10 protein-coding genes are annotated in these 16,847 nt (G+C 54.2%); 7 read left to right on the top strand and 3 right to left on the bottom strand.

All coding sequences use genetic code 11. The features are described from left to right. Positions 1-437: 437 nt before the first annotated feature. Positions 438-3,233 (bottom strand): two-component sensor histidine kinase BarA, encoded by a 2,796-nt coding sequence (barA, locus tag Q3A88_RS08430; protein WP_233990539.1) that lies wholly within the window; start codon positions 3,231-3,233, stop codon positions 438-440. Between the two features lie 226 nt (positions 3,234-3,459). Between barA and rlmD the strand changes: the two genes are divergently transcribed. The 5 genes from rlmD to eno all read left to right on the top strand — a co-directional run bounded on the left by rlmD (position 3,460) and on the right by eno (position 11,583). Further along, the gene (rlmD, locus tag Q3A88_RS08425) at positions 3,460-4,809 is read left to right on the top strand and encodes a 23S rRNA (uracil(1939)-C(5))-methyltransferase RlmD (protein ID WP_233990537.1); all 1,350 of its coding nucleotides are present in this window, start codon (positions 3,460-3,462) and stop codon (positions 4,807-4,809) included. 53 nt (positions 4,810-4,862) lie between these two features. After that, positions 4,863-7,097 carry a GTP diphosphokinase gene (gene relA, locus Q3A88_RS08420; protein WP_110162502.1) on the top strand — a complete coding sequence of 745 codons (2,235 nt, stop codon included), beginning with the start codon at positions 4,863-4,865 and terminating at the stop codon, positions 7,095-7,097. A 430-nt stretch (positions 7,098-7,527) separates the two neighbouring features. Then, positions 7,528-8,325 (top strand): nucleoside triphosphate pyrophosphohydrolase, encoded by a 798-nt coding sequence (mazG, locus tag Q3A88_RS08415; RefSeq protein WP_119873389.1) that lies wholly within the window; start codon positions 7,528-7,530, stop codon positions 8,323-8,325. 226 nt (positions 8,326-8,551) lie between these two features. Continuing rightward, the gene (gene pyrG / locus Q3A88_RS08410) at positions 8,552-10,189 is read left to right on the top strand and encodes a glutamine hydrolyzing CTP synthase (protein ID WP_010305827.1); all 1,638 of its coding nucleotides are present in this window, start codon (positions 8,552-8,554) and stop codon (positions 10,187-10,189) included. Positions 10,190-10,287: 98 nt separating this feature from the next. Beyond that, on the top strand, positions 10,288-11,583 hold the full coding sequence (eno, locus tag Q3A88_RS08405) for a phosphopyruvate hydratase (RefSeq protein WP_010305823.1): 1,296 nt from the start codon (positions 10,288-10,290) through the stop codon (positions 11,581-11,583). 182 nt (positions 11,584-11,765) lie between these two features. Here eno and Q3A88_RS08400 read toward each other — a convergent pair whose 3' ends face one another. Beyond that, entirely contained in the window at positions 11,766-12,443 is a 678-nt protein-coding gene (locus Q3A88_RS08400; RefSeq protein ID WP_039486193.1) for a type 1 glutamine amidotransferase domain-containing protein, read from the bottom strand. 47 nt (positions 12,444-12,490) lie between these two features. Continuing rightward, on the bottom strand, positions 12,491-13,909 hold the full coding sequence (locus Q3A88_RS08395) for a coniferyl aldehyde dehydrogenase (RefSeq protein WP_317177722.1): 1,419 nt from the start codon (positions 13,907-13,909) through the stop codon (positions 12,491-12,493). A 170-nt stretch (positions 13,910-14,079) separates the two neighbouring features. On the opposite strand from Q3A88_RS08395, the gene Q3A88_RS08390 reads away from it, so the two are divergent. Both Q3A88_RS08390 and Q3A88_RS08385 read left to right on the top strand, forming a co-directional pair. Next, on the top strand, positions 14,080-14,970 hold the full coding sequence (locus tag Q3A88_RS08390) for a LysR family transcriptional regulator (protein ID WP_233990533.1): 891 nt from the start codon (positions 14,080-14,082) through the stop codon (positions 14,968-14,970). Positions 14,971-15,271: 301 nt separating this feature from the next. Then, entirely contained in the window at positions 15,272-16,831 is a 1,560-nt protein-coding gene (locus tag Q3A88_RS08385; protein ID WP_110162505.1) for an MFS transporter, read from the top strand. Positions 16,832-16,847 lie beyond the last annotated feature (16 nt).

Genomic DNA, 16,847 nt, shown 5'->3' with positions numbered 1-16,847 from the left:
CTATCGTGATTCGATGGTGTTTGGTATTTTTCTATGCAGACTGAGAGACGGTTTCGTGCGCCACAACACGGCTATTTCATGCTACTTCGCAGCACGCGCCCGACACGGGACGGCTCACACGCCGCTCACCCCGTGACCCCAGGCTTTCGGCGGAAATTATGCCGCTAACGCGGTACCTTCGTCGATATCCGGCTTTAACGGACCGCTTGCGACACGTTTACTCGCCCCATAAATGGGGCTCGCCCTTCGGGCCAGCACGAGTGCTGTTCAAAAACGTCTCTGGCGTTTTTGTCCGACGTGGCGCAAGCTTTCGCCGCGTCCTGCGGCTCATCCGAAGCCCGCTATCTCCTCAGCATAATTTTTTACGCCGTATAACAGCAGAGCGCACGAAACTGTCTCTGTAGCCCCATAATATGTAGCGAAGAGACAGAGCTTAATTACGAATGCGTGGGTTTGATATGCGGCTGGGCGGCTTTGTTGACGTTGTCGATTTCGTCCAGTAGCTCCAGCCATTCGGGTTCCAGATCGCTGGCGTGAACGCCTTTACGCAGCTGTTGTTCCAGATAGCGGCAGATGCGTTGCAGGCGGGGAACGCCGCTGTAGCTGCAACTGCCGTGCAGTTTATGAACCAAGTCGATGATGTCATCATCCGTCTGGCCCTTCAGCACGTTTTCTATCTTCCGCTGAACCTCCGGCAAGAAATCCAATAGCATTTGCAGCAGGTCACGCGCCAGTTCCGGCTTGTTGGCCGCCTGTTGCTGCGCCAGCGCCCAGTCGAGTGATAGCTGACTATCGTCGTGCTCGTTCAGTAATCCCGCAATATCGCCCCGATTGCGCTTCAACGGATCTTGCCGTGCATGACGTGTCAGCACGCTTTTCAGCATCTGTTCATCTATCGGTTTAGCCAGATAGTCATCCATACCCGAACGCAGCAGATGCTCGCGCTCGCCCGTCATGGTCTGCGCCGTCACCGCGATGATCGGCGTGGTGGCATGGTGAGGGATCTGACGGATCAGCTCGCTGGCACAAATGCCGTCCATACCCGGCATCTGAATATCCATGAGAATAACGTCGAACTGATGCAGCTCCGCCTGTGCAATCGCATCTTGTCCGCTTTCGCACAGGATAATCGTCTCGACCTGCTCTTCCAGCAGCGTGCCGATCAGTTTCAGATTAGCCGGATTGTCATCCACCGCCATCACGCTCAGCGGCAAACGAGCGGGATGGCGTACGATACTTTGGTTCGATGCGGCATCGTCCGGCAGAAAAGAGAGCTGGAACAGCGTGCTGTCCTGTAACAGCGGCAGCAGGCGTGATGCCGCGAGTGGCTTGCTCAGGCAGGCATGTACGCCGAAGGTTTTCAACTGCTCGGCATCCATTTGCGCCAGGCTGGGCAGCGCCAGAATCACACAGGGCGAACGGCGGCAGATATCGCGCAGTCTGGGCGTGTAGTCGAGCAGAGAGTTGCGATATTGCACAGGAATTCCGAGCAGCAGGATATCGAAATCCCCTTCCGGCAGTTGCTCAAACGTTGGGCTGTAGCTCACGATGAGCGGTGTCTGGCTCAGGATATCCAGCGTGGCCTGCGCGGCGATGGGATGGTACTCGACGTAGGCCAGATGTTTGCCTTGCAGCGTGGTGTAGGCCGGCTCGGTCGGCATGGCGTGCGGGTTGAGCGGCAGCGTGATATGGAACCAGAAGGTCGATCCCTTGTTGAGCTGGCTCTGGAAACTGATATCGCCACCCATCTCCTTGACCAGACGCTGGGTGATGACCAGCCCAAGCCCCGTACCGCCATGACGGCGCGAAATACTGGTGTCTGCCTGACGGAACGCCTGAAACAGCTGCGATTGCTGCAACTCGGCAATACCGATGCCGGTATCGCGTATTTGCACCTCTAGCTGCACCTGATGAGATTCCTGTCGACGCTTCTCCACCCGAATATCGATGTTGCCCTGCTCGGTGAATTTAATCGCATTGCCCAGCAGGTTGGTGATGATTTGCTGTATTCGCAGCGGATCGCCGACAAACTGTTCGGGCACGTCATTCTGAATACTGAGCGTTAGCTCCAACCCTTTTTCATGTGCCGTGTGCGCCAGAAGCATCACAACGTCGTCCAGCGTGCTGTGCAGCGAGAACGGAATATCTTCCAGCACCAGCTTTCCGGCCTCCAGCTTCGAGAAATCCAGCACATCGTTAATAATATTCAGCAGGTTATTGGCGGACCGTTCGATGGTGAGCAGATAGTCCGTTTGTGTGGTATTCAGCGGCGTCTTCAACGTCTGGCGGGTGAAACCGATCACGCCATTCAGCGGCGTTCTCAGTTCGTGCGACATATTTGCCAGAAACTCTGATTTGATGCGTGCCGCTTCCTGCGCGCGCTTTTTGGCCAGATCCAGCTCGACGTTCTGGATCTCCATCTGCTCCAGCGTTTCCCGCAGATCGTAGGTCGCCTGATCGATATTTTGCTGCATTTCTTCGTGGTAGGCGGTCAGTGACATCGCCATCGAGTTGATGCCGTTTTTCAGCATATCCAGCTCGCCGAGCATGTAACCTTCGACCCGGCTATCCAACTGCCCACGGCGAATGCGGTCAACGGTATCCACCATATTACGAATCGGGGTGGTGACATCCCGCATCAGGCGATAGGCAAAGATGACGGCGGCACCCAAAGAGAGCAGCAGCAGGAGCGCGGCGATGAAGATTTCCTGATACTGCTGAAGCCGAATGGTGCTGGTATCCAGCTCGATCACCAGATAGCCGAGAGGTGTAGCGGTACCGGGCAGTACCGGTGTTGTTCCACCCGGTATGAATTCGCTGTCATTGACGATCGGCATGTGCAGAATCAGCGCGTCATTCGTGTGGTGCAGGTGCAGTTTATTGTGTGCAAGCGCATCGCCGCTGAGCGGCTGCAATGTCACGTTGTTGCGTACGTTGGTGGTCGCCAGAAGCTGATTGCGCGCATCGAATACGCTAATGGTACGAATAATCGCGGAGTGGCGGCGATGAAGCGTATTGATTAACGCGGGAATCGTGTCCATCTGGCGATGGGTAATGGCGTACGCGCTGATGGTCGCCAGCGGCTCAATGATACTGGTGCCCGAATCGGCCAGCTGCGACTGCAACTGATTGTAACGATGAATGACGAAGAACGAACTGAGCAGCAGCCCGATCATCAATGTCGGTGCCAAAATCAGTATCAACATCCGTGCACGAAGACTGTATTTGGTCATGGGGTTCCAATGTGGGAGAATTAGAGGATGCAAGGCACCCTATTATTTAATTTAGTTATACCTTAAATAATTCGAGTTGCAGGAAGGCGGCGACACAGTGAATCCCCAGGAGCTTACTCAGGTAAGTGACTGGGGTGAGCGAGGAAAGCCAACGCACATGCAGCTTGAAGTATGACAGGTATTTGGGTACAGCCGTTCAACTTAAGAGATCAATCGATAGTACATTATGGCGCAATTCTACTCTCCAAACCGGCGTGTGACGACCCGGAAAGCGATTCCTGCTAAGAACCTCACTGTTACGGTCACGTCGCTTGATCCGTTTGGGCAGGGGGTGGCGCGTCACGACGGCAAGACGGTGTTTGTCACGGGTGTACTGCCGGGAGAGCAGGCCGACGTTCAGTTGACGGAAGAGAAGCGTCAGTTTTCACATGCAAAACTTAAACGCCTTCTGACGCCTAGCCCGCAGCGCGTTACACCGCCGTGTCCGCATTTTACCCGCTGTGGTGGCTGCCAGCAGCAGCACGCGGACATCACGCTGCAACAGAGCAGCAAAACGGCTGCATTGATGCGCCTGATGACGCGGGAAACGGGCGCAGAGCTGCCTGAAGCCTCGCTGATTGCCGGCACACCTTATGCCTATCGGAGGCGCGCGCGGCTTGCGTTATACTTTCAGGCAAAAGAGCAGCGTCTGTTGATGGGCTATCGACAATCAAATTCTCACGATCTGGTGGATATCAAAGCCTGTCCGGTGTTGCGCCCCGAGCTTGAAGCGCTGCTGCAACCGCTGCGCGACTGCCTGAGCCGATTAAAGGCGGTGAAGCGTCTTGGGCATGTGGAACTGGTGCAGGCAGAGAACGGTCCGCTGCTGGTGCTGAGGCACCTTGATCCGCTCCATTTATCGGATCAGCAGGCGCTGCGTGACTTTGCGCAGCAGCAGGGCGTTTCGGTTTATCTGGCACCGGATGCCGACTCGCTGACGTGTCTACAGGGCGAAGAACCGGTTTATCACGTTGACGGGCTGACGCTGGCCTTTAGCCCGCGCGATTTTATTCAGGTCAATGACGCGGTGAACCAGCAGATGGTCGCGCAGGCGCTGGCATGGCTGGATGTGCAACCGCAGGATAGAATATTAGATCTGTTTTGTGGCATGGGTAACTTCACGCTACCGCTGGCACAGCGTGCCGCCAGCGTCGTCGGCGTGGAAGGGGTGACCGCGTTAGTTGAGAAAGGACGCGAGAATGCTCGACGCAATGGGCTGTCCAATGTCACATTTTTTCACCAAAATCTTGAAGATGACGTCACGCAGCAGCCGTGGGCGGCTCAGGGTTTTGATAAGATATTACTTGATCCGGCACGTGCAGGCGCGGCAGGCGTGATGGAGCAGATAACCAGACTGGCACCGAAACGCGTGGTGTATGTCTCCTGTAACGCCACGACGCTCGCACGCGACAGCAAAGTATTACTGGCCGCTGGTTATCGGCTGGCGAATGTCGCCATGTTGGATATGTTTCCACATACCGGTCACCTTGAATCGATGGCACTGTTTTTGCACGATACCGGCACGCGAAAGGCGTAATAGGCAGCAAAGCAGCGTCGTTTGCAAGGTGAAGGGTAACGTAGGGAGAAATTATGGTTGCGGTAAGAAGTGCGCATTTGAATACGGCAGGTGAGTTTGTCCCTGACGCGTGGATTGCTTCACTGGGTATTTCCAGCCAGCAATCGTGTGAGCGTTTAACCGAAACCTGGCGTTACTGTGAGCAGCAAACGCAAGATCACGCCGATGCGTCGCTACTGCTGTGGCGCGGCATTGAAATGGTGGAAATCCTGTCCACGCTCAGCATGGACAATGACAGCATGCGCGCGGCGCTGCTCTTTCCGCTGGCCGATGCGAACGTGGTCGATGAGGCGACGCTAGAAGCCGCGTTTGGGAAAAACATCGTTGATTTGGTGCATGGCGTGCGCGATATGGATGCAATTCGCCAGCTCAAAGCGACGCAGAATGATTCCGGCGCGTCTGAGCAGGTCGATAACATCCGCCGCATGCTGCTGGCGATGGTGGAAGATTTCCGCTGCGTGGTGATCAAGCTCGCGGAGCGGATTGCGCATCTGCGTGAAGTGAAGGATGCCCCGGAAGAAGAACGGGTATTGGCGGCCAAAGAGTGTACCAATATCTATGCGCCGCTGGCTAACCGTCTGGGTATCGGACAGTTGAAGTGGGAGCTGGAGGATTTCTGCTTCCGCTATCTGCATCCTGATGAATATAAAAAAATCGCCAAGCTGCTGCACGAGCGCCGTATCGATCGTGCGCAGTACATTGACGATTTTGTCAAAACGCTGCGCAACGCGATGAAAGAAGAGGGCGTGCAGGCGGAGATCTACGGTCGTCCCAAGCATATCTACAGCATCTGGCGCAAGATGCAGAAGAAAGCGCTGTCGTTCGATGAGCTGTTCGATGTGCGTGCGGTACGCATTGTCGTTGAACGCTTGCAGGACTGCTACGGTGCGCTCGGTATCGTGCATACCCACTATCGCCATCTGCCGGACGAGTTTGACGACTACGTCGCTAACCCTAAACCAAACGGCTATCAGTCCATCCACACCGTGGTGCTAGGGCCGGGTGGAAAGACGCTCGAAATTCAGATCCGCACGCGGCAGATGCATGAAGATGCCGAATTGGGCGTCGCAGCACACTGGAAATACAAAGAAGGCACCTCTGTGGGCGGACGTTCCGGCTACGAAGGCCGCATTGCCTGGCTGCGTAAACTGCTTGCCTGGCAGGAAGAAGTGGCGGATTCGAATGACGTACTGGACGAAGTGCGCAGCCAGGTGTTTGACGATCGGGTTTATGTCTTTACGCCGAAAGGCGATGTGGTGGATCTCCCCATGGGTTCCACGCCGTTGGATTTTGCCTATCACATCCACAGTGATATCGGGCACCGTTGCATCGGGGCGAAAATCGGCGGACGTATTGTGCCGTTTACCTACCAACTGCAAATGGGCGATCAGATTGAGATCATCACCCAGAAGCAACCGAACCCGAGCCGTGACTGGCTGAACCCGAATCTGGGGTATATCACCACCAGCCGTGGACGTTCGAAGATTCAGAACTGGTTCCGTAAGCAAGATCGCGACAAGAACATTCTGGCGGGTCGACAGATCCTGGATGACGAACTGGCGCATCTGGGTGTCAGCCTGAAAGCAGCGGAAAAACTGCTGCTGCCACGCTACAACGTGAATTCGCTGGATGAGTTACTGGCTGCTATCGGTGGCGGTGATGTTCGCCTGAACCAGATGGTGAATTTCCTGCAATCGCAGCTAAAACAGCCGAGCGCGGAAGAGCTGGATCGTGAAGCGCTGCGCCAGCTGACGCAAAAATCGCATCAGCCACCGGCACGTAACACGAAGGACAACGGCCGCGTGGTGGTAGAAGGTGTCGGCAATCTGATGCACCACATTGCCCGCTGCTGCCAGCCGATTCCGGGCGATGAGATCACCGGGTTTATCACGCGAGGCCGGGGTATTTCGATTCACCGTGCCGACTGTGAACAGCTGGACGAACTGCGCGCCAGCTCGCCAGAACGCATTGTCGATGCCGTCTGGGGCGAAAGCTACTCCAGCGGTTATTCGCTGGTGGTGAGGGTGATTGCTAACGATCGTAGCGGGCTGTTGCGGGATATCACCACGATTCTGGCGAATGAGAAGGTCAATGTACTGGGCGTCGCCAGCCGCAGCGACACCAAGCAGCAGTTGGCAACGATTGATATGGATATCGAGATCTACAACCTGCAGGTGCTGAGCCGCATTCTGGCGAAGCTCAACCAACTGCCGGATGTGATTGACGCGCGGCGCCAGCAGGGGGCGTGACACTTCCCTACGTTTCCTTCATCGGCTGCCTTTTAGGCTCAAATGATGTAGGGAATCACTGGGGCTGGCTGTTACCCGGCGTAAGAAATTATGCTGAGGAGATAGCAGGCTTAGGATGAGCGGCATGGATGCCGCGAAAGCTTGCGCCACGTCGGGAACGTGTCGCAAGCGGTCCGTTAAGCCAGATACCGACGAGGGTATCGCGCAGCGACATAATTTAGCCGGAAGCCAGGGTTCACAGGGCGACGGCGATTGAGCCGCCCTGTGTCGGGCGCGTGCTACGAGGTAGCATGAAAATGGCGGTATTGTGGCGCACGAAACCCTTCCCACATCGGCATAAATATGTGGTTGAGAGACAGGTCACAGCGGAGGTGTGGGGAACAGACTTTGGCGCACCTTATTTTTTGTTTGTTTTATAATCGAGAACTCAATGAACGTATCCTCCATCGAGCGCCTGCTCGCCATCATGAAAACCCTGCGCGATCCTGAAAACGGCTGCCCGTGGGACAAGAAACAGACGTTTGACACTATCGCGCCCTATACGCTGGAAGAAACGTATGAAGTGCTTGATGCCATCAGCCGTCAGGATTTTGATGACTTGCGCGGTGAGTTAGGGGATTTGCTGTTTCAGGTGGTGTTTTACGCGCAAATGGCGCAGGAAAAGGGCCTGTTCGATTTCTCCGACGTGTGTAACGCCATCAGCGACAAACTGGAACGCCGCCACCCGCATATTTTCGGCGACCTGACGCTGACGGACAGCGATGCCGTGCTGGCAAACTGGGAGCAGACCAAGGCGCAGGAGCGCGCGGAGAAAGATCGTCATTCGCCGTTGGATGACATTCCTGATGCGCTGCCTGCCCTGATGAAAGCGCAAAAAATTCAGCAGCGTTGTTCGTCTGTGGGCTTCGATTGGGACAGCCTGGGCCCGGTGCTCGATAAAGTGTATGAAGAGATCGATGAGGTAATGTTTGAGGCGCGGCAAGCCGTTGTCGATGAAGAAAAATTAGGTGAAGAGATTGGTGATTTATTGTTCGCCACAGTCAATCTCTCTCGTCACCTGGGGCACAAGGCTGAGAATGCGTTACAGGCGGCAAATCGCAAGTTCACTCGTCGTTTTCGTGAGGTAGAACAAATCGTTACGGCATCTGGAAAAACGCTGGAACAGGCGACGCTGGATGAAATGGAAGCGGCATGGCAGCAGGTGAAAAAACAGGAAATAGGCCATTAATCCATTTTTAATCACAAACCGTATTTTTATCGATTTTAATGCGTTTATTGTATTGTTATTAAAGGTAATTATTGATTTCAGTAAGGGCGGTTTTATCTCGCCTTAGAGTGTGTTGGAATCGCCACATTGTGTAAAACGAACATTTGTGGCGTTCATCAGGTTCAGGTATACTACTTTCCCGTCTTGGTACCTCCATCGTCTTTAAACCTAAACTCTCAGGTTCAGCATGACAACTAATTATATTTTTGTGACCGGCGGGGTCGTTTCCTCTCTGGGTAAAGGCATTGCCGCAGCCTCTCTGGCGGCTATTCTTGAAGCCCGTGGCCTCAACGTTACCATCATGAAACTGGACCCGTACATCAACGTGGATCCGGGCACGATGAGCCCGACGCAGCACGGTGAAGTGTTTGTCACCGAAGACGGCGCCGAAACCGATCTGGACTTGGGTCACTACGAGCGTTTCATCCGCACTAAAATGTCGCGCCGCAACAACTTCACCACTGGCCGTATCTACTCTGATGTCCTGCGCAAAGAGCGTCGTGGTGACTATCTGGGCGCGACTATTCAGGTGATTCCACACATCACCAACGCGATTAAAGAGCGCATCATTGAAGGTGGCGAAGGCCACGATGTGGTTCTGGTCGAAATCGGCGGTACCGTCGGTGATATCGAATCTTTGCCGTTCCTTGAAGCGATTCGGCAGATGGCGGTGCAAGTGGGCCGCGAACACACGCTGTTTATGCACCTGACGCTGGTGCCGTATCTGGCGGCGGCGGGCGAAGTGAAAACCAAGCCGACGCAGCACTCCGTTAAAGAACTGCTTTCCATCGGTATTCAGCCCGACGTGCTGATTTGCCGTTCCGACCGCACGGTGCCGGCCAACGAGCGTGCAAAAATTGCTTTATTCTGTAATGTGCCGGAAAAAGCAGTAATCTCCCTTAAAGACATTGATTCGATTTATAAAATCCCGTCGCTATTGAAATCACAGGGGCTGGACGATTATATTTGTAAACGATTCAGCTTGAACTGTCCCGAAGCAAACCTGTCAGAATGGGAACAGGTTGTGTACGAAGAAGCCAATCCGGGCGGCGAAGTGACTATCGGTATGGTCGGCAAATATGTTGCGTTGCCAGATGCCTACAAATCCGTGATTGAAGCCCTGAAACACGGCGGGTTGAAGAACCGCCTGACGGTAAATATCAAGCTGATCGACTCACAGGATGTTGAAACCCGTGGTGTCGAAGTATTGAAAGATTTAGATGCTATCCTGATTCCAGGCGGTTTTGGCTATCGTGGCGTCGAAGGGAAAATCATGTCGGCGCGCTACGCCCGTGAGAACAATATCCCTTATCTGGGCATTTGCCTGGGGATGCAGGTCGCATTAATGGAATTTGCCCGTAACGTTGCCGGAATGGAAGGCGCAAACTCAACGGAGTTTATGCCAGACTGTAAGTATCCGGTGGTTGCGCTGATCACCGAATGGCGTGATGAGAACGGCAATGTTGAAGTCCGTGATGAAGCTAGCGATCTGGGCGGCACCATGCGCGTTGGCGGGCAGCAATGCCATCTGACCGAAGGCAGTCTGGTGCGTCAGATGTACGGTGAGCAGACGATTATCGAACGTCACCGTCATCGTTATGAAGTTAACAACATGCTGTTGAAACAGATTGAAGCGGCGGGATTACGGGTTGCTGGTCTTTCCGCCGACCGCAAACTGGTGGAGATTGTCGAGTTACCCGATCATCCCTGGTTCGTTGCCTGTCAATTCCACCCAGAATTCACGTCAACGCCGCGAGATGGACATCCCCTGTTTGCCGGCTTTGTGAAAGCCGCTGGCGCGTACCAGAAGCGTCAGGTGAAGTAAGAGTTATATCAGCAACGCGCGATCGCTATCGCGCGTTGTTCGTCTAGGGTTTTAGTTCTATCTAAAGTTTTAGTTTAACTTGTACTGAGGAAAATCTAATGTCCAAAATTGTTAAAGTCATCGGCCGTGAAATCATTGACTCACGCGGAAACCCAACTGTTGAAGCGGAAGTTCATCTGGAAGGTGGTTTTGTAGGTCTGGCTGCTGCGCCATCAGGAGCTTCTACTGGCTCTCGCGAAGCGCTAGAACTGCGTGACGGTGACAAATCCCGTTTTCTGGGCAAAGGCGTAACGAAAGCCGTTGCTGCTGTTAACGGCCCGATTGCTCAGGCTGTTCTGGGTAAAGACGCGAAAGATCAGGCGAACATCGACAAGATCATGATCGACCTGGACGGTACTGACAACAAATCTCAGTTCGGTGCTAACGCTATTCTGGCTGTTTCTCTGGCTGCCGCTAAAGCAGCAGCAGCGTCAAAAGGCCTGCCGCTGTATGCTCACATCGCTGAACTGAACGGCACCCCAGGTAAATACTCTATGCCACTGCCAATGATGAACATCATCAACGGCGGCGAGCACGCGGATAACAACGTTGATATCCAAGAGTTCATGATTCAGCCTGTTGGCGCGAAAACCCTGAAAGAAGCCATCCGTATGGGTTCTGAAGTGTTCCACACCCTGGCTAAAGTTCTGAAATCCAAAGGCATGGGTACGGCTGTTGGTGACGAAGGTGGCTATGCGCCAAACCTGGGTTCCAACGCTGAAGCGCTGGCTGTTATCGCTGAAGCGGTAAAAGCAGCAGGCTACGAGCTGGGCAAAGACATCACGTTGGCGATGGACTGTGCTGCTTCTGAATTCTACAAAGACGGTAAATACGTTCTGGCTGGCGAAGGCAACAAAGCGTTCACCTCTGAAGAATTCACTCACTTCCTGGAAGATCTGACCAAACAGTACCCAATCGTCTCTATCGAAGACGGTCTGGACGAATCTGACTGGGCTGGCTTCGCTTACCAGACTAAAGTTCTGGGCGACAAAATCCAGCTGGTTGGTGACGATCTGTTCGTAACCAACACCAAGATCCTGAAAGAAGGTATCGAGAAAGGCATCGCTAACTCCATCCTGATCAAATTCAACCAGATCGGTTCTCTGACCGAAACGCTGGCTGCAATTAAAATGGCGAAAGATGCAGGCTACACGGCTGTTATCTCTCACCGTTCAGGCGAAACTGAAGATGCCACCATCGCTGACCTGGCAGTAGGTACAGCGGCTGGCCAGATCAAGACTGGTTCTATGAGCCGTTCTGACCGTGTTGCTAAATACAACCAGCTGATTCGTATCGAAGAAGCGCTGGGTGATGCTGCACCGTTCAATGGCCTGAAAGAAGTTAAAGGCCAGTAATTACGTTTCTGGTGTCGTCAGGCTGCGGATAAAACGGGCTGATATACGCCAACGTGATTAACTATAAAAATCCAGAAGCGTGAAAACGTTTCTGGATTTTTTTATGACGGACATTCTTGTCCGTCACCCTTCGGGCCGTTGCTTGCGCAACGTTGAAAGCGCTCTGATACCGCTAGTATCGATTAAGCCAGTTGCTTAAGAATCGCTTTAGCAACCACTTCCGAGCTTGCCGGGTTCTGGCCGGTGATCAGCTTGCCGTCTTCAACGAGGTACGGTGCCCAGTCTGGGCCTTTTTCGTATAGTCCGCCGAGTTTCTTGAACTCATCCTCAATCAGAAAAGGCACCACGTCCGTCAACTGAACCGCTTCTTCTTCACCGTTGGTGAAGCCCGTCACTTTGCGGCCTTTAATCAGCGCGTCGCCATTTTCTGCTTTCACATGAATCAGTACGCCCGGTGCGTGGCAGACAAACCCGGTCGGCTTGTTGGCGCGGACAAAGGCTTCGATGAGCGCGATAGAGACCGGCGATTCCGCCAAATCCCAGAGCGGGCCGTGACCGCCAGGATAGAAGACCGCATCGAAATCCTGCTCGTTGACGGTATCGAGTTTTACCGTATTGGCCAGTTCCTGCTGTGCGGCAGGGTCTGCTTTAAAGCGATGCGTCAGCTCGGTTTGAAAATCGGCCAGATCGCTTTTCGGGTCGAGAGGCGGCTGGCCGCCAGCAGGGGAGGCGAGCACCAGCTCGGCTCCGGCGTCTTTAAAGGTGTAATAAGGGGCAGCAAATTCTTCCAGCCAGAAGCCGGTTTTATTACCGGTGTTGCCCAGTTCGTCGTGAGAAGTCAGTACCATTAAAATTTTCATCATTTTTCTCTCTATGGTTGCAGGATGATCGGGTGAATAGCTGCCGTTTACCCTTTGAGTACGGCGACAATCGCGTCTTGTTTCTCATGGTAAGGCGCACGCAGTGTCAGGTTAGACGCACCATCTTCACTCTGTATGACAATCGGTTTGGCATGGCTGAAACGGCGGAATCCGTGAACGCCGTGATATGCACCGATGCCGGATGCGCCAACGCCGCCGAACGGAAGTGTGTCGATAGACACGTGCGTCATCACATCGTTGATAACCAGCGCGCCGGATGTTGTTCTGGCTGCGAAACGCTGTTGCATAGCGTCATCGTTGCTGAACAGATACGCCGCCAGCGGGCGTGGGTGCGCATTGATGTAGTAAATTGGTTCCTCTACTGCCTGATAGGTTTTAATCGGCAGCAGCGGGCCAAAAATTTCTTCCTGCATGATCGTCATATCATCATGTACGCCGAACACCAGATGCGGGGCAATCTTGCGGCTTTTCGCATCGTAGGGCGCTTCGCCTTCCGGTGCCAGACTGACGACGGTCGCGCCTTGCTGTTCAGCCTCTTTCAGAATACGAATCAGGCGATCGTAATGCCTGTCAGCAATGATAGACGTGTAATCCGGGTTCGCCTGTAACGTCGGGAAACTTTTCTGCATAAAGGCTTCCGCGGCATCGCGGAAAGCCTGCTCCTGACCTTCAGGCAGCAAAACGTAATCCGGTGACAGGCAGATTTGCCCGGCGTTGAAGGTTTTCACCGTCAGCGTGCGTTCAACGGCTTCGGTGATGTTTGCGCTACGATCGATGACGACCGGTGATTTGCCACCCAGTTCCAGTGTAACCGGCACCAGATTCTCTGCTGCTGCGCGCATCACATGTTTCCCAACAGCGGTGCTACCGGTGAAGACCAGATGATCGAACGGCAGTTCGCTGAATGCCTGACCGATTTCCGCATCACCCAGCACCACAGCCAATTCCAGCGGATCAAAATAGTGGGCAATCAGTTCCGCCAGCAGTTCAGATGTGCGTGGCGTGAGTTCTGACGGTTTCAGAATCGCGGTATTACCAGCGGCAAAAATATCAGCCAGCGGGCCGAATGACAGATTTACCGGGAAATTCCACGGGCTGATCACCCCGATCACGCCCAGAGGCTGATGCTGAATCCACGCCTGCATGCCGGGAGCGGGTTCATCCACGGGTTCTGGCTGCATCCAGCGTTCAACGTTGTCGATGGCGTTCTGTAGCATCTTCAACGTAGTGCCGATGTCAGCGGCGAAGGAGTGATACAGGCTACGATGGCCGAAATCGTCACTCATGGCCTGTGCGAGCGCAGTGTGGTTTTCACGGATAAGATTGATGCTGCGTTGTAAGCGGTCTTTACGCAGTGCGGCATCGGCTGGGCCAGATGCAATGTGAGCACGCTTCATCGTATTCAGGATAGCTTGTAAATCCTTTTTGGATTGTTGTGTCGACATGTTTTGTCCCCTTTTTTGTCGTCGATTACCAGATAAAACAGAAAGTTAGCCGGGGTTTCCGGGTCACTCAAGATGGGATAAAGGATACGGCAGGGGTTGATCCGTCCGCCAACAAGATTATTATTCTAGGGGTATAAATAATTTTATATCTCAGTCTCTATAGGTACCGTATGTCACTCATTCGTCTACGCACATTTGTGGAAGTCTATCGGCAGCGCTCGATTAGCGGAGCGTCGCGCGCGCTCAATCTGACTCAGCCTGCGGTATCGCAGCACATTGCCGGGCTGGAGGTGGCGGTGGGGCGGCGTCTCTTTGAACGTCAGGCAAATGGCGTAACGCCAACGTCGGCGGCAGATGACTTAGCGGCGGATCTGGGGGACAAGCTCGATGAGGCCGAGGCGGCGCTGGCCTCCGCCCGCGCAAGATCGATGGACGTCGCAGGGACGCTGCATATCATTGGTCATGCGGACTTCATGGCCGAAGTGGTGTCGGAACAGCTACTGCCGCTGCTTGAGGCGGGCGTGCGGGTGCATATGCATACCGGTGACGGCGATTTGATTAAACAGATGTTGCTGGAAGGGCACTGTGATTTGGGCATAACGGCGCATCCGGTGACGGATAAGCGGCTTAAAAGCGATCTGTTAAAGAGTGCGACACTACAGGCGGTAGCGGCTCCCGCGATTGTCGAACGGCTCTTGCAGACGGGCGATCTGCCGCAGGCGCTAGCGCAGGAACCGATGCTGGCGTATGACCTTGAATTTCCTCTGATCGATCACTGGTTGAAGAAGAACCGCATGGAGGAGAAGGGACTGGTGCCCGCCGTGGTGAGTCAGGATCTGCGTGCGCTGCGTCGCGTGCTGACCAGTGGATTTGGCTGGACGGTGATGCCGGTGTATTTATGTCAGGATCTGCTGGATAAGGGGGAGCTTGCCATTATTCCGCCTCCTGTCGGTACAACGCAGCTGGATTACTACCTGGCCTGGGTGCCGGGCGCACTGCGCCAGCCGCGTTTAGCTCATGCGCGGCAAACCTTCCTGTGGCGATTACAGCACGCTGAGTAGCGCGAGTCCCTGCTAAAAAAACGCCATTTTTCAACGCATCACGAGGCAACGTCCGTTGGCGACGCTGCCTTTCTTTCTGCTGACTTCCTATCTTCTATCCTGTGATCGCCATAAACGAACTGCGGGTTTCGTTCAGTTAAAATGGCTTTTTATAAAATCTTTGACGCGGATCGCACCAATCTTCCCTGTGCTGCCAGCGCGGGACGCGTGGTGGCAAAAGCGCAAAGGTTTTCACGATCGCCGGGCGCTACCGTATCAGCGTGACACCTTCATAATTAAAAATGTTCGGGGAAGGATGGCGATGAAAACGCGTAAGATCGGTTTGGCTAACTATTTAGCCTACGGTTCAGGGGACTTTCTTGGCGCTGGTACAACAGCGCTGACGGCCGCTTGGTTACTCTATTTTTACACCACGTTCTGTGGCTTAACGCCGATTGAGGCAACGTTTATTTTTGCGATGGCGCGAGTGCTTGATGCCGTCGTCAGCCCGCTGATGGGCTTCCTGACCGATAACTTCGGTTCAACCTGGCTGGGCAAACGCTTTGGCCGCCGCAAGTTCTTTATTCTGCTCGGTATTCCCTTCGTGTTCAGCTACAGCTTCATGTGGGTCGGGGATATGAGCTATTGGTACTATCTGCTGACGTACCTGCTGTTCGATATCGTTTATACGATGGTGCTGGTGCCGTATGAAACGCTGGTGCCGGAAATGACCGACGATTTCAAACAGAAAACCAAATTCTCCGGTGCACGCATCGCGCTGGCGCAGCTGTCCGCGATTTTGGCTGCGTTCCTGCCGGGCATCCTGCTGGGCTACTTTGGTAAAGACAACGCCATTTCCTTCTTCTATTCGAGTCTGGTGTTCTCCGTTATCTGCGCGCTGGTGTTGACGCTGGTCTATTTCTTTACCTGGGAACGGCCACGCGATCAGATGTCGGAAGCGTCGCTGCGGGCGGAGAAAGAGCGCCAGTCTCTGACGTTAGGCCAAAGCCTGAAACGGCTGAACGTCGAGCTGGTTTCCACGCTGCGTATTCGCATCTTCCGTCAGCATCTTGGCATGTATCTGGGCGGGTATATCGCGCAGGACGTGTTTAACGCCGTGTTCACCTATTACGTGGTCTTTGTGCTGATGCAAAGCCCGACCATGGCGTCTAACCTGATGGGAACGATGGCGATTCTGCAATTCATTGCGGTGATCGGCATGATTCCGCTGTGTATCCGCTTTGGGCCAGCCCCGTCTTACCGATTGGTCGTGTGCCTGTTTGGCGTGAGTGCGCTTTCCTACGCCGTCCTGTGGTACAGCGGCCTGCATGACACCTTCTCTCTGCTGCTGTTGATTTCTGCGCTGGCGGGTATCGGGCGTGGCGGGATCAACTACGTGCCGTGGAATACCTACACTTACATCGCCGATGTGGATGAAGTGATTACCGCACAGCGTCGCGAAGGGATCTTCGCCGGGATTATGACGCTGACCCGCAAAGCCTCTCAGGCCGGGGCAGTGATGCTGGTGGGCGTGGTGTTACAGCTCTCCGGCTTTGTGTCCGGCCAGAGCGTACAGGCACCGAGCGTTAGTCACACTATTCTGATGATTTTGAGCTTCGGCACTGTGGGTGTGCTGGCGTTGGGCTTCCTGGTTTCTCTGCGCTTTAAACTCAACCTGCAAACGCACAGCGTGCTGCGGGAAGAGACGCTGAAAATGCGTGAAGCCGGGCGTCCTGTGCCGGAGAACATTACGCCGCAGGCGCGGGCAACGGTCGAAATGCTGGCTGGTATGCCGTATGAATCGCTGTGGGGCAATAACAACATCGGCTATCTGAATCGCCATAAAGGTGATAAGCCGGTCACGCACGCCACGCAGTCGTAACTGTATTGAACTGTTA

This window comes from Pectobacterium sp. HCp5_1 (assembly GCF_032905925.1).
Lineage (GTDB): Bacteria > Pseudomonadota > Gammaproteobacteria > Enterobacterales > Enterobacteriaceae > Pectobacterium > Pectobacterium brasiliense_A.
The sequence above is the reverse complement of the archived record's forward strand: the minus strand, read 5'-3'. Positions and strand labels throughout refer to the sequence as shown.